The 13,349-nt window shown below is 62.5% G+C and carries 11 protein-coding genes; 9 read left to right on the plus strand and 2 right to left on the minus strand.

Going from position 1 to position 13,349, the window contains the following annotated elements:
* Positions 1 to 280 precede the first annotated feature (280 nt).
* Together IDH44_RS00995 and IDH44_RS01000 are read right to left on the minus strand one after the other, a co-directional pair.
* Positions 281 to 712: a VOC family protein gene (locus IDH44_RS00995; protein ID WP_190913844.1), complete on the minus strand. Its 432-nt coding sequence runs from the start codon at positions 710 to 712 to the stop codon at positions 281 to 283.
* Between the two features lie 267 nt (positions 713 to 979).
* The gene (locus tag IDH44_RS01000) at positions 980 to 1,870 is read right to left on the minus strand and encodes a LysR family transcriptional regulator (RefSeq protein WP_190913846.1); all 891 of its coding nucleotides are present in this window, start codon (positions 1,868 to 1,870) and stop codon (positions 980 to 982) included.
* Positions 1,871 to 2,034: 164 nt separating this feature from the next.
* Between IDH44_RS01000 and IDH44_RS01005 the strand changes: the two genes are divergently transcribed.
* The 9 genes from IDH44_RS01005 (at position 2,035) to IDH44_RS01045 (ending at position 13,071) form a co-directional block, all read left to right on the plus strand.
* A complete protein-coding gene (locus tag IDH44_RS01005; RefSeq protein ID WP_190913848.1) occupies positions 2,035 to 3,642 on the plus strand; it encodes an ABC transporter substrate-binding protein in 1,608 nt (535 codons plus the stop codon).
* 116 nt (positions 3,643 to 3,758) lie between these two features.
* Positions 3,759 to 4,706, plus strand: coding sequence for an ABC transporter permease (locus IDH44_RS01010; RefSeq protein WP_190913850.1), 948 nt, complete (start codon positions 3,759 to 3,761; stop codon positions 4,704 to 4,706).
* 66 nt (positions 4,707 to 4,772) lie between these two features.
* The gene (locus IDH44_RS01015; protein WP_190913852.1) at positions 4,773 to 5,663 is read left to right on the plus strand and encodes an ABC transporter permease; all 891 of its coding nucleotides are present in this window, start codon (positions 4,773 to 4,775) and stop codon (positions 5,661 to 5,663) included.
* Between the two features lie 102 nt (positions 5,664 to 5,765).
* Positions 5,766 to 8,207: an ABC transporter ATP-binding protein gene (locus IDH44_RS01020; RefSeq protein ID WP_190913854.1), complete on the plus strand. Its 2,442-nt coding sequence runs from the start codon at positions 5,766 to 5,768 to the stop codon at positions 8,205 to 8,207.
* A gap of 28 nt (positions 8,208 to 8,235) precedes the next feature.
* Positions 8,236 to 9,486 (plus strand): MFS transporter, encoded by a 1,251-nt coding sequence (locus IDH44_RS01025; RefSeq protein WP_190913856.1) that lies wholly within the window; start codon positions 8,236 to 8,238, stop codon positions 9,484 to 9,486.
* On the plus strand, positions 9,483 to 10,199 hold the full coding sequence (locus IDH44_RS01030; RefSeq protein WP_190913858.1) for an isochorismatase family protein: 717 nt from the start codon (positions 9,483 to 9,485) through the stop codon (positions 10,197 to 10,199). The genes IDH44_RS01025 and IDH44_RS01030 overlap by 4 nt, the downstream gene beginning before the upstream one ends.
* 50 nt (positions 10,200 to 10,249) lie before the next feature.
* Entirely contained in the window at positions 10,250 to 10,984 is a 735-nt protein-coding gene (locus IDH44_RS01035) for an isochorismatase family protein (RefSeq protein ID WP_190913860.1), read from the plus strand.
* Between the two features lie 80 nt (positions 10,985 to 11,064).
* Positions 11,065 to 12,267: an MFS transporter gene (locus IDH44_RS01040; protein ID WP_190913862.1), complete on the plus strand. Its 1,203-nt coding sequence runs from the start codon at positions 11,065 to 11,067 to the stop codon at positions 12,265 to 12,267.
* A 489-nt stretch (positions 12,268 to 12,756) separates the two neighbouring features.
* Positions 12,757 to 13,071 carry a hypothetical protein gene (locus IDH44_RS01045; RefSeq protein WP_190913864.1) on the plus strand — a complete coding sequence of 105 codons (315 nt, stop codon included), beginning with the start codon at positions 12,757 to 12,759 and terminating at the stop codon, positions 13,069 to 13,071.
* Positions 13,072 to 13,349 lie beyond the last annotated feature (278 nt).

The following is a 13,349-nucleotide window of genomic DNA, read 5'->3' on the forward strand; positions in this document are numbered from 1 at the left end:
TGATGGCGGAAATAAGCGCAAAATATGAGGCTACAGGAGCGAATTGGCTTCGACACTGGAAATAAGCGCAAAATGCGAGGCTATATTAATAGTAGGTCCGCTTTTTTAATAAATCTGGCAAGCCAAAAAGACCGCGCGCTGCGGTCTTTTCATGATAGCATTCGCGCAAATGAGTGTTTTTGAAAATGCGTAATTTCTTCAGGCGTATAGGCGGTGGCTCAACGATGCGTTAGACATCCGTTTCCGGTTTCATCATGCGCCAGGCGACCGGTGCTCGCGATTAAGCTTGCCCGTCCGGCTGTTCCTCGAACGCGCCCATATCCATATAGGCAATCTCCCAGATGTGACCGTCCAGGTCCTGGAAGCCCCATTGGTACATGAAGCCGTGGTCCACCGCATCGGCATAGACCGTTGCGCCCGCAGCCACCGCCTGATTGACGATTTCGTCCACCTTTGCCCGGCTTTCGGCGGAGATGGCGACGGTCAGCTGCGCGTATTTGGAGGTATCGACGATTTCTTTTTTCGTAAACGACTTGAAAAATTCCTCGACCAGCAGCATGACGAAGATGTTCTCTCCGACTACCAGACAGGCGGCTTTTTCATCTGTGAATTGCAGGTTGAACGCAAAGCCCAGCTCCGTAAAAAACGCTTTCGATTTTTCCAGATCGTTCACATGCAGATTCACAAATATTTGAGAAGATGTCAATGCCATTTCCAATCACCTCAACCCCTGGATTTTGTAAAGCTGTTCGCACAGAATCAGTATTTATTGCAATTTTATTTGCCCCAATAAATATACCATAACAGGAATATTCCCGTAAAGACATTTTCCTAAAATGATCCGAACGCCTCTATCTTGCTCGTATTCCCGACGATGATCTGATTTTCACCTGACGCCTTATTATCGCACGACTAATTATCGCGCGCCTGTCTCTCGCTCATTCGCATATAGGAGATCACCGGTCGGAGCGCGGACGGTTCATCCCGGCATCTTCATGGTCAGGACGTGGTCGTGAAACAGCTTGTCCGCGGCAGTCAGCTTGGCCTTGTTGTAGACGAGAAAGGTCTGCCGCATCGGGAACGGACGGCCCTGGATCGGGATCGCGACGAGCTGGCCGCCGGCCAGCTCATTGCCCATGTACGACGGCGCGAACAGGGTAGCGACGTGGCTGCCGCCGACCATCTGCTTGATGAGCTCGAGATTGTGCATCTCGTACTTGACCTGGTAGACCAGGTTGCGCTGGTTGAAGACGAATTCGATCGTCTCGCGGTATTGCTTGCCCTCCTGATAGACGATGAGCGGATGCTGCGCCACCTCTTCCAGCGTTACCGAACGCTTGCCTGCCCACGGATGCTTGCGCGAGACGATGAAGGTGACGTGCTCGCTGTCCAGCATGCGGAAGGAGAGCTCGGTGTCGTCGATCGCATAGCGGCTCAGGCCGATATTGAAGGTGCCCATGCGGATGGCGTGAATGATCTCCGTCGTGGAGAACGAATGCACCTTGATGTGCATATGCGGAAAATGGGAGGTGAAGCCTTGCAGGATGTCGTACAGGAATGGATTGCTCAGCGAATTGGTGCAGCCGATTTCCAGTCGGACCTCCTCGTGCTTGGCCGCCTTGTCAATGGCGATCTGACCCTGCTCCAGCACCTCCAGCAGCTGCAGCGCGTACGGGTAGAATGCCTTGCCCTCCGTGGTCAGCAGATTGCCGCTTTTACGCCGGATGATGAGCGGCTTGCCGACCTGCTTCTCCAACTGATGGATGCGGTGCGAGACGGTCGGCTGCGGAATGAACAGCAGCTCAGCCGCTTTCTGAAAGCTGCCCGAACGATAAACGGTCAAAAACGTCTTGATCTGCTCCAGATTCATAGAGTCCGCCTCCGTTCACAATGATGATCGGTATAAGAACATTATAAGTCAGATAGAAAGCGAATCCATAACTTTTTTGAATGGTAATATTCAGAACTGGTCATTTACGAGTAAGATTAACTAACATAAAATTAAAAAAAATCGACAAGGAGGCCAGGGGAATCATGAAATGGAGAACAGAGAGACGGCGGGGGTGGAGCGGCCTGATCATGGCTGCTATGCTGCTGCTGGCGGCTTGCAGCGGGGGCAACGAGGACGGGAACGGAGCAGCAGGGAACAGCGGAACCGACGGAACGGGCAATGCGACAGCCGGCGAGGCGGAGGCTGCGGCCGCTGCGGAGAAGGTGCTGCGCATTCGGTATTACGACGATCCGGCCGGCTTTGACCCGGCGACCATCTTCCGCGTGGAGAATGAGAACATCGCCTTCAACCTATTCAGCGGCCTCACCTCCTACAGCCCGAGCGGCGAGATCATCCCGGATCTGGCGGAGAGCTGGGAAACGGACGATAACATGACCTGGACCTTCCATCTGCGCGAAGGGGTGCAATGGCAGAAAGGCTATGGCGAATTCACCGCGGCGGACGTGCTGTACTCGTACGACCGCATTCTCGATCCGGCCACCGCTTCGCCGTATGCCAGCGAATTCGCCAACGTGGCGTCCTACGAGGCAACGGACGACTATACGGTCGTGATCAAGCTGAAGTCGCCGGACGCGAACTTCCTTCACGTCGTAGCGAATTATCATCAGGGCCAGATCGTGAAGCAGGAGGCGGTCGAGGAGCTCGGCGACCAATTCATGTGGAATCCGGTCGGGACGGGCCCGTACATGATCGAGAGTATGAAGACCAACTCCGAGATCGTCATGGTGCGCCACGAGGATTATTACCGCGGTCCGGCACCGATCGAGCGGCTCGTCTTCAGCATCATCAAGGACGACGACACGGCGGCGATCGCCCTGCAGAACGGCGAGGTCGACCTGGCGATGCGGATCGAGCGCACCGAGCTGCTGGAGCGCCTCGAGGCCGACGGCTTCAGTCTCAATCCGCTGTACGACCGGGCGGTGAACCTGCGCATCTTCAATACCGACGTCGAGCCGCTCGGCGAGGTGAAGGTCCGTCAGGCCTGGGCGCATGCCGTCGACTGGGCGAGCAACATCGCCGCGACCAATCCGATGGGCGACTCGCCGACGATCAACCTGCTGCCCAAGTGGATGGAGGTCTATACCGACGACGTCCCGGTGTACGACTACGATCCGGAGAAGGCGAAGCAGCTGCTCGCCGAGGCAGGCTATCCGGACGGCTTCAGCGTGACGATGCATGTGCGCAGCGTCGAGGAGATCGATCAGCTCGAGCAGGAGAATCTGCGCGCGGTCGGCATCGACATGCAGTTCGAGATCGTCGAGGCGGCGATGTACAATCAGATTCGCAATGACGGCAGCTTCGAGGTATCCGGCCGGCAGCTGCCGGCGATCAATCCGGACATGATCCTCTTCAGCTACCTGCACCCAGACAATATCGCGCCCAACGGGCTCAACGGCGCCCGCTACGACAATCCGGAGCTGACCGAGCTGCTGGAGGCGGCGCGCGCCGAAATCGACGCCGACAAGCGCAAGAGCTTGTATGCGCAGGTGCAGCGCATCGCGCTTACCGATCTGCCGTACATTCCGCGGCTCTCGGCCAACGGCTTCTGGCCCGGCTTCGACTATGTCGAGAATGTCGTCATCAATCCGTTGTCGCAGGTCAACTTCTATGAAGTGGACATGACGAATTAACCGGTGGGGCGGACCGGCTCTGTCCCAGCGGCGATCGGCCGTACCAGGCAGGCGCGGGCTCTGAACAATTCGGGCGGCGGTCCGCTCGCCCAATCGCATAATCAGGAGGGATCGGGATGAAGGAGTATTTGGTCAAAAAAGCATGGCAGCTCATTCCGACCGTGCTCGGCGTCGTCACGCTCGTCTTCATCGTCATGCGCCTCATCCCCGGCGACGCCACCTCGCATATGGCCGGCGACAATCTGTCTGGCGATGCGCTCAACGCGATGCGCGAGCGCATGGGGCTGGACGTGCCGATCTGGCAGCAGTATTTCAATTACTTGCTGCAGCTCGTGCGCCTCGATCTGGGCACCACGATGGTCACCGGCCAGCCGGTCGCCAAGCTGATCCTGGAGGCGCTGCCGGTCACCTTTCTCATCTCGGTGCTGACCGTCGGCATCTCCTGCCTGGTGGCGATCACGCTCGGCACGCTGGCGGCGTTCACCGCGCACAAGGGCAAGAAGCTGGTCGATTCGGTGCTGACGTGGATCACGATGCTCGTCGATCTGATGCCGTCGTTCTGGATGGCGCTGCTGCTGATGCTGCTGTTCACGCTCACGCTCGGCTGGCTCCCGGCGACGGGCTCGATCGATTACGGCGATCCGCTCGGCCTGCTCCGGCGCATCGCGCTGCCGCTGATCGTGCTGTGCATGGGACAGATCTCGACGATTGCCCGGATCACCCGCACCTCGGTGCTGGAGGTGCTGAACGAGGACTACATTCGTACCGCCCGCGCATTTGGGGCGCCGCAGCTGCTGGTCGTCTTTCGCCACGCGCTCAAGAATGCGGCGATGCCGATCATCACCGTAGCCGGGCTGGCCTTCGGCAGTCTGATGAACGGGACGGTCATCACCGAATTCATCTTCTCGATTCCGGGTATCGGCTCGCTCCTGATCGGCGGTATCAAGATGCGCGACTACACGCTCGTGCAGAGCGTCATCCTCGTCTACTCGATGCTGTTCATCGTCGTGAACATGATGACGGACTTGATCTACCGGTATATGGACCCGCGGGTGAAGTATTAGATCTTAGATCGTAGTAGGTCAGACTGGCGCCGGGCCACGGACGGCGCGAAGGGAGATGCATGACAGATGGAAAAAAGTGCCGAAGGCACCCTTGGACGCTCGGCCTCGCTGCCGCTGACATGGCCGAGGCTGGGCAACGTGATCCGACTGTGCAAAAACAAGCAAGGGATGATCGGCCTGCTGATCCTGCTGCCGCTGGTGGCCGTGGCGCTGCTGGCGCCGGTGCTGCCGCTCGCCGATCCGCTCGCGTCCAATGTGAAGGCGGGGCTGCACGCCCCGGCCCTCGATTATCCGATGGGCACGGACAAGATCGGCCGCGATATCATGAGCCGCACGATCTCGGGCATGCAGACCTCGCTCGTCGTCGGCTTCGTCGTAGCGGCGATCACGCTTGCCGGCGGTCTGCTCGTCGGCACGATCTCGGCCTACTTCGGCGGGCGGCTCGACCGCATCATCATGGCGATCGTGGATGTCTTCCTGTCCTTCCCGTCGCTGCTGCTGGCGATCGCGCTCGTCGCGATCTTCGGCGCCGGCATCCTGCCGGTCATCGTCGCGATCGCGATCGCCGACCTGCCACGCTCGATCCGGCTGCAGCGCTCGCTCGTGCTGAGCGTCAAGTCGCGCCCCTACATCGACGCGGCCCGCATGGTATCGGCGCCGACGCACTGGCTGATGGCGCGCCATATCGTGCCCAATACGCTGGCGCCGATGCTCGTCTCGGCCAGCATCGTCGCCGCCAGCGCGATCCTGACCGAGGCCAGCCTCAGCTTCCTCGGGCTCGGCATCACGCCGCCGGCGCCGTCGCTGGGCAATATCATCAAGGAGGGCCAGCCGTATCTGCAGGAAGCCTGGTGGATCTCGACCTTTCCCGGGCTGGTCATCTTCGCCATCGCGGTCAGTCTGCACCTGATCGCCGACGGCATCCGCGAGGTGATGGACCCGCGCTCGCGGCAGTAGGGGCGGGCGTGTCGGGAGGGCTGGCGTCTGCTGAGACGAAGCGTGATGAGGATGGAAGGCTATAAGGATTAAGAGGAAATAAAGAGGAAGGTGGGGAGGCCCATGGCACAATGGATCGAACCGGGCAAGGCGGTACGGGCTGCGGCCGGAGCTGCGACCGGAGCTGCGACGGCAAGCGCCGAAGCGGTGGACAGAGCCGAAGCGGCTGCCGGAGCAACGGGAAGCGCGGACGTCGTGAGCGGAGCTGTCAGTAGATCCGAGGCAGTCGCCGGTACTGCCGGTACTGCCGGTGCTGTCGAAGCTGTGCAGAGCGCCGAAGCAGTCACCGGCGCCGCCGGAGAGCCGCTGCTGGAAGTGGAGGACCTGCACACGCACTTCCACACCGATCAGGGCGCGGTGCGGGCGGTGAACGGCGTCTCGTTCGCGCTGCGCGCGGGCGAGCGGCTCGCCGTCGTCGGCGAGAGCGGCTCGGGCAAGAGCGCGATGGCAATGTCGCTGCTGCAGCTGGTCGCGCATCCGGGCAAGATCGTCTCCGGGGAGGTGCGGCTGCAGGGCCGCGATCTGCTGCGCATGTCCGAGCGCGAGCTCGGCGCGGTGCGGGGCGGGGCGATCGGCACGGTGTTCCAGGATCCGATGTCGTCGCTCGATCCGGTCATGACGGTGGAGGATCAGCTCGTGCACACGATTCGCCGCCACCTCCAGCTGACTCGCGGCCAGGCTGCCGCCCGGGCAGTGGAGCTGCTGCGCCAGGTCGGCATCCCCGATCCCGAGGCGCGGGTGCGCTGCTACCCGTTCGAGCTGAGCGGCGGCATGCGCCAGCGCGTGCTGATCGCGATGGCGCTCTCCTGCAATCCGCAGCTCATCCTGGCCGACGAGCCGACGACAGCACTTGACGTGACGATTCAGGCGCAGATCATCGAGCTGCTCAAGCGGCTGTCGGAGGAGACGGGCTGCGCGATGCTGTTCATCACGCACGATCTGGGCCTGGTGGCGCGCTTCGCACAGAAGGTCGCGGTCATGTACGCCGGCAAAATCGTGGAATACGGCCGCGTCCACGAGATCTTCGCCAATCCGCAGCATCCGTATACGCAGAGCCTCTTGCAGACGATTCCGAGCGCGGGAGGCGAGCGCGCGCACCGGCTACTGCAGATCGAGGGCTTCCCGCCGGATATGCGGCAGCCGCTCCCGGGCTGCTCGTTCGCGGCGCGCTGCCCGGCGGTGCAGCCGGGCTGCCGCGCGGCCGCGCCGCTGCTCAGCGAGCGCTCGCCCACGCATCAGGCCGCCTGCTTCGTGGAGGGCGGGATCCGCAGGGAGGCGCTCCAGGCGGCGGCGGACGCGCATCGCCAGGCGAGCCGGCCCGCCGGGAGTGCGGCATCGGCCGACCGTACGGCATCGGCGGTGACGGGCGACGGGCCGCGCGTGACGATTGGAGGCGCGGCCGTCCACGGCGCCGCTGCGCCGGTCGCAGCCCGCGCCGCGGCAGCGATGGAGGCGGCTGAAGGGGTGTCGGCAGGCGCGACGCTGCAGGGCCTGGCCCCCGACGCGTCTGTCGCAGCGCCGCCGGTGCAGCCGGTGCTGGAGCTGCGGTCGCTGGCCAAGCACTTCGCCACGACGCAGCCGGCCGGTCTGCTACGCAAGCGCAAGCGGCTCGTGCGCGCCGTCGACGGCATCGATCTGACGCTCATGCCGGGACAGACGCTCGGCATCGTCGGCGAGTCCGGCTGCGGCAAGAGCACGATGGCGCGCCTGCTGCTGCGCTTCGAGGAGCCGACCGCGGGCAGCATCCTCGTGGAGGGCGTGGACATCGCCCATATGAAGGGAGATGAGCTCAGAGGCTTCCGCAGCAAGGTGCAGATGGTGTTCCAGGACCCGTATTCCTCCTTCAATCCGAAGATGACGATCCGTCAGGTGATCGGCGAGCCGCTGCAAGTGATGAAGGTCGGTACGGCGGCGGAGCGCGAGCGCCGCATCCGCGAGCTCATCCAGACGGTCGGGCTGGACGTCTCGTACCTCGACCGCCATCCGAATCAGCTAAGCGGCGGACAGCGGCAGCGGATCGCGATCGCGCGGGCGCTGGCGCTCTCGCCGTCGATCATCGTCGCCGACGAGCCGACCTCGGCGCTCGACGTGTCGGTGCGGGCGCAGGTCATCAATCTGCTGGCGGAGCTGCGGGAGCGGCTCGGGATCAGCCTCGTCTTCATCTCGCATGATCTGTCGGTGGTGCGGCATATCTCGGACCATATCGCGGTCATGTATCTCGGCCAGGTGGTCGAATCGGGACCGGCCGAGCAGGTATTCGCAGCGCCCAAGCATCCGTACACCCGGGCGCTGCTGTACGCCGCGCCGGTGCCCGATCCGCAGCTCGAGGACCGGCGCGAGCTGGAGCTGCTGAAGGGCGAGCTGCCGAGTCCGGCCAATCCGCCGCAGGGCTGCCGCTTCAGCACGCGCTGCCCGCTCGTGCAGGACGCCTGCAAGCAGGAGATGCCGCCGCTCGAATCCGCGGCCGAGCCGGATCGCAAGGTGGCCTGCTTTTACGCTTCGTAACGGCAATTCACGTAAGGGGATTGGCACATTGAAAAAGACAAGCATCGTGGGCGGGGGCCTGCACTTCGGCATCAATACGCTCACCCAACCGTTCTTCGCGCTGTACGCGGCGCAGCTCGGCGCCTCGACTGCCAGCATCGGCGGGATGCTCACGCTCAAGGCGGTGCTGCCGCTCCTCATCGCGCTGCCTGCCGGGCAGCTCATCGACCGGCTCGGCGCGCCGCAGCTGATGCGCTGGGGCAATCGGATCACGATCCTGTCGCTGGCGCTGATGGTGTGGAGTCCCAATCTGCTGCTGCTGACGCTGTCGCAGCTGCTGATCGGGGCCGGCACGATGATCGTCGCTTCGTCGCTGCAGGTCATCGTCTCCGAGGGCGACAAGGCCGAGCGCGAGCGCAATATTACGCGCTACTCCGCCTGGTGCTCGGGCGGCAGCATGGTCGGACCGCTCGTCGGCGGCGCGGCGGTGTCCGCCGTGTCGGCCCTGCGGCTCGAGGGCTGGCTGGGCGCACTGACTGACGGCTATCGCACGGCGTTCCTGATCGCGCTATTCGCAGCGCTATTGTTCGGCGCCCTCTTCCGCTGGGCGAGCCGGCACGTGCGTCCCGATCCAGGCTTCGGCGCCCAACTGCGCACGGTCTTCCAGCCGCGCGAGATTGCGGACAGCTATCTGAAGGGCATTCATCTCGTGCGAAGTCCGGGTATTCAGTTCGGATTGCTCGGCACATTCCTGATTCATTTTATCCAGTCGATCTGGATCGGCTTTTTCCCGCTGTATCTGGATATGCTCGGCTACAGCGCCTTCGTCATCTCGGTGCTCGTCTCGCTGCGCGGACTGGCGGGCATGGTCTCGCGCATGTTCATCGGCCGGCTGACGCGGCGCTGGTCGCATCAGGCGCTCTTGATCGGCGCGGGCTGCGCCGCCGCTGTCTGTCTCCTGCTGCTGCCCGGCATGGGGTGGCATGCCGCGGCAGTCGGCGCCGTGTCCTTGTTGATCGGCGCGGCGGTCGGCATCAATATGCCGGTCAGCACGATGATCATGGTCGAGGACGCGATGGGCGATCGCGGCAAGATCATGGGTCTGCGCCTGCTCGCCAACCGTTCCTCCCAAGTCGCGGCGCCGATGCTGTTTGGCCTGGTGGGCCAACTGCTCGGGCTGGCCGCGGCCTTCTATGCCGGAGGAGCGATGCTGCTCGCCGCCATGCTCGGCTTCAGCGTGTATCACCGGACGCGCGGCGCTGCCGTCGCGATCAAACAACGTGTGGAGGTAGAAAAATGAAGACCTACGGATTCGAGGATCACTGCTGGAAGGACATCGTGTCGCAAGAGCTGCTGGACATCTACAAGGCGTACGAGCGCGCCACGTACATCGGCAAACGCCCGGCGCTGCTCGCCATCGATCTGTACAATGCCAGCTATAAGGGCGGACGCAAGCCGGTCATCGAGCTGCAGGGCGAATATCCGAGCTCCTGCGGTATCCACGCGTGGGACGCGATCGAGCCGACCGAGCGGCTCTTCGCCAAGGTGCGCGAGCTCGGCATCCCCATCATCTACACGACGCGCGACACGCATACGGTCGCGCCGAAGCGGATCGGCTCGACCAACCGGCGGCTCAAGAACATCACCGACGACGCATACGACATCTTCGAGGCGTTCGCCCCGGAGCCGGGCGATCTGGTGATCTACAAGAGCCGGGCGAGCGCCTTCTTCGGCACGCCGTTGTCCGCCTATCTCAACATTATGGATGTCGACAGCCTGATCGTCTGCGGCGAATCGACGAGCGGCTGCGTGCGGGCGAGCGTGGTCGAGGCGTATTCGCACGGCTACCACGTGACGATGGTCGAGGAGTGCTGCTACGACCGCAGCCCGCTCTCGCACAAGGTCAACCTGTTCGACCTGCATCACAAGTACGCCGACGTCATGCATATTGACGAGGCGCTCGGCCACCTCGAGGCGCGGGCAGTCCCTGCGACGAGCGTGACGAGCAGCTAAGGCAATACGGTTGGCCTTGGACGAAAAAAAAACTAAGGGAGTGGTAACGTATGGCAGGATGGGATCAATTCATGACGGAGCGCGACAGGGAACACAATGAGGCGCGCGGCAAAAAGGAACCGTTCGGCTTCGGCACGAAGCCGGCGCTGATCATGATCGACTTCTACTACGGGGCGCTCGGTCTGACGCGGCAGCCGCTGATGGAGCAGATCAAGACGCATCCCGGGGGCATGGGCCTGGAGGGGTGGGCCGCGGTCGATCAGGCAGCGATCCTGCTCGAGGCGGCGCGCAAAAACGGCATCCCGGTCGTGCACGTCACCAAGCTCGACCGCGACAATGCGGTCGGCTGGGCAAAGCGCGTCGCCCGCAAGCGCCAATCCGACGCGTCGGACGCGAAGCTCTCCGACGAGCTGAAGGCGCGCTCGGCCGAAATTGTCGCCGAGGTGGCGCCGCTGGAGCACGAGCTGATCCTTCGCAAGGCTGCGCCGAGCGCCTTCAACGGCACGATCCTGCCGCACATGCTGCAGAGCTGGGGCATCGACACGCTGATCGCCTGCGGCGAATCGACGAGCGGCTGCGTGCGGGCGACCGTCGTAGACGGCACGACGCACAGCTTCAAGATGGGCGTCGTCGAGGAATGCACGTTCGACCGCACCGAGATGAGCCACTGGGTGAATCTGTTCGACCTCGACGCCAAGTACGCCGACGTCGTCAAGCTGGCCGGCGCAATCGCCTACTTCGAGCAGGTCGGCAGCGCCGCCGCAGCGGCGGCTGCCAGCGTCTAGCGGCGCTAAGCAGTGGAAGTCGGGTAGTCGCGGGCCGGATAAAGGGAGCGGCATGAACGTCCGAGGGAGGGAGCAGTCTTATGGCGCGTAGCGCGGCGGTGACGATTTTATTCGTCTCGGCCACCTTGTATTGGATCGGCTTCAGCATGCTGCGGCCGATGGTGGCCCTATATTTCAACGATGCGGGCTACGCCATGGCGTGGATCGGCCTGCTGATGGCGCTGCATGCCTTCGTGCCCGTGCTGCTGGCGATGCCGGCCGGGCAGGTAATCGACCGCATCGGCACCCGCCGCGCGATCGGCCTCGGCTCGGCGGTCATGCTGCTGAGCGGACTCTGCTACGTCTGGGGCGCGAGCGCCGGGCTGCTGCTGCCGATCCTGATCGCGCAGCTGTGCAACGGCGTCGGCAGTCTGCTCGGCTGGGGCGCCATGCAGGCCGCGATCGGCCAGAGCGCCAAGGGGCGGGCGTCCCGGCAAGGCAATCGCCTGTTGGCCAATTTTGCATTTGCCAATGCCCTGGCGCAATTCGCCGGCCCGATCCTCGGCGGTATCCTGGCTGACGCAGGCAGCTTCAATTGGGTGTTTCTCACGTTTTGCGGTTGTGCGGTGTTGTGCGGGGCGAGCGCGTTGTTCGTGCCGCGCATGCAGCGGCGTACAAGCAGCGCGGAGGTGGACTTTCAATTCTGGCGCAGCTACGGCAGCGGCGTGGACCTGCTGCGGCACAACCGGGCGTTCAGTATCGCGATGCTGTTCAACGGCGTGCTGTTCATTCTCGTCGATGTGAAGAGCACGTTCCTGCCCATCTATCTGGCGAATCTCGCCTACTCCAACACGCAGATCGGCACGCTGCTCTCGATCGGCGGCGTCGCGTCGATCGTCATCCGTCCGCTCGTGGGCACGCTGATGGATCGGCTCGGACCGCGCTGGATTCTGCATGGCAGTCTGTGGGCGGGGTGTGCCTGTCTGGCGGCGCTGATGCTGGAGCCCGGCTATGCGGGCATCGCCGCCATCGTCTTCGTATGGGGACTGTGCACCGGCGTGAATCAGCCGATCGCGCTCATCCTGGTCGCCCGCACGGTGGCGAGCGAGCGCCAGGGCATGGGCATGAGCCTGCGCACGATGGCCAATCGGATCATCCAGGTCGTCAATCCGGTGGCGATCGGCGGCATCTCGGCGCTGATCGGCCTCACCTGGAGCTTCGGCCTCATCGCGGCGTCGCTGCTCGGCTTCAGCCTGGCGATGCGAGGCGCGATGACCGAGCCGGAGCGCGAGCGTTACAGTTGATCGTTGTTGCATAGGTGGTCCAGCCCCGGCCGGTCGGTCGGGGTGATTTTGTATGTATGGCATGAATGCAAGCAGGACCCACACATTCGAATCGGAATCGACATGATGCCAAGGTGGAGCGGTCTCCGCTGTGTGGACGAGTCGGTCAAGTCTCGGCGTCATGGCGGGCGCGCAGAAGTAAAGGTGGTGGAGACCGGTAGGATATTTTTCTTATCGAAGGGAACGGTGCGCAATTACATCTCGAAGGAGATGTGGTTTGAAACACACCCATTCAATAAAGGCTAAAACCCTTATTTTGCGCAGCTCCGGCTGCCCGGCCAGCAAGACGGGGAAGAGTGACCGCGCATGCCGCACCGCCATGGCTATTTCACCCGCTTGCACACGCCCAATGTGCGTGTCCTCCACCACAGCTTGCCCTTCCGGCAAATGAAAGAGCACTTGGCCTGGCGGTCGTGGCTGCATGCGAAGAAGGGGAGCCGATCGCCAAGCTTGCCGCGGTTATGTGAAGCTTCACATAACCGCGGGAAGGTTGAGCGCCTGTTCCAATTTGTGGACTCGAGCTTCCGCCCCGAGGTGCAGACGCTCATCCATAGCGGGGAAGTGAGTACGCTAGAGCAGCTCAATGCCTCCCTGCGCAGTTGGCTGGATGGCTACTACCATGTGCGCGAGCACGGCAGCACGAAGCAGCCGCCCAAGGAACGATTCGAAGCGAGTCAGAAGCCGCGCAAGCGGCGGGAAGCCCAGGCAGAGCGAAGCATCCTGGTCGTCAAGGAGAAGGCGGTATTCGGGGGCGAAAATGAATAACAGGGAGACTTCAAGGTTTCGTTGATTGATATTACGACGCAACCGCTCCGCTCTATTGAAGTACAAAGGACAATAGAGGTACCACAAAAACTGAAAGAGATTTTGTTCGAAGCATGGGGAAATGCGATGAGCGAAGATGATTTCACGAATAATTACACACTTTGGTACCATAAGCTCCAGAGGTTTACGACAAATCAGTTGTTTGATCGAGCGATTTATGTCGGCAAGAGTGAATAAGCCCTCACATAAAAGGGCTATGCTTTAATAAGCAAAAACAA

The organism is Paenibacillus sabuli, assembly GCF_014705605.1.
Classification (GTDB): Bacteria; Bacillota; Bacilli; order Paenibacillales; family Paenibacillaceae; genus Paenibacillus_D; species Paenibacillus_D sabuli.

Coding starts and splice junctions, on each gene's coding strand:
- IDH44_RS01035 (WP_190913860.1), top strand. CDS start 10,250: ATGGCAGGATGGGATCAATTCATGACGGAGCGCGACAGGGAACACAAT.
- IDH44_RS01030 (WP_190913858.1), top strand. CDS start 9,483: ATGAAGACCTACGGATTCGAGGATCACTGCTGGAAGGACATCGTGTCG.
- IDH44_RS01015 (WP_190913852.1), top strand. CDS start 4,773: ATGGAAAAAAGTGCCGAAGGCACCCTTGGACGCTCGGCCTCGCTGCCG.
- IDH44_RS00995 (WP_190913844.1), bottom strand. CDS start 712: ATGGCATTGACATCTTCTCAAATATTTGTGAATCTGCATGTGAACGAT.
- IDH44_RS01040 (WP_190913862.1), top strand. CDS start 11,065: ATGGCGCGTAGCGCGGCGGTGACGATTTTATTCGTCTCGGCCACCTTG.
- IDH44_RS01020 (WP_190913854.1), top strand. CDS start 5,766: ATGGCACAATGGATCGAACCGGGCAAGGCGGTACGGGCTGCGGCCGGA.
- IDH44_RS01005 (WP_190913848.1), top strand. CDS start 2,035: ATGAAATGGAGAACAGAGAGACGGCGGGGGTGGAGCGGCCTGATCATG.
- IDH44_RS01010 (WP_190913850.1), top strand. CDS start 3,759: ATGAAGGAGTATTTGGTCAAAAAAGCATGGCAGCTCATTCCGACCGTG.
- IDH44_RS01000 (WP_190913846.1), bottom strand. CDS start 1,870: ATGAATCTGGAGCAGATCAAGACGTTTTTGACCGTTTATCGTTCGGGC.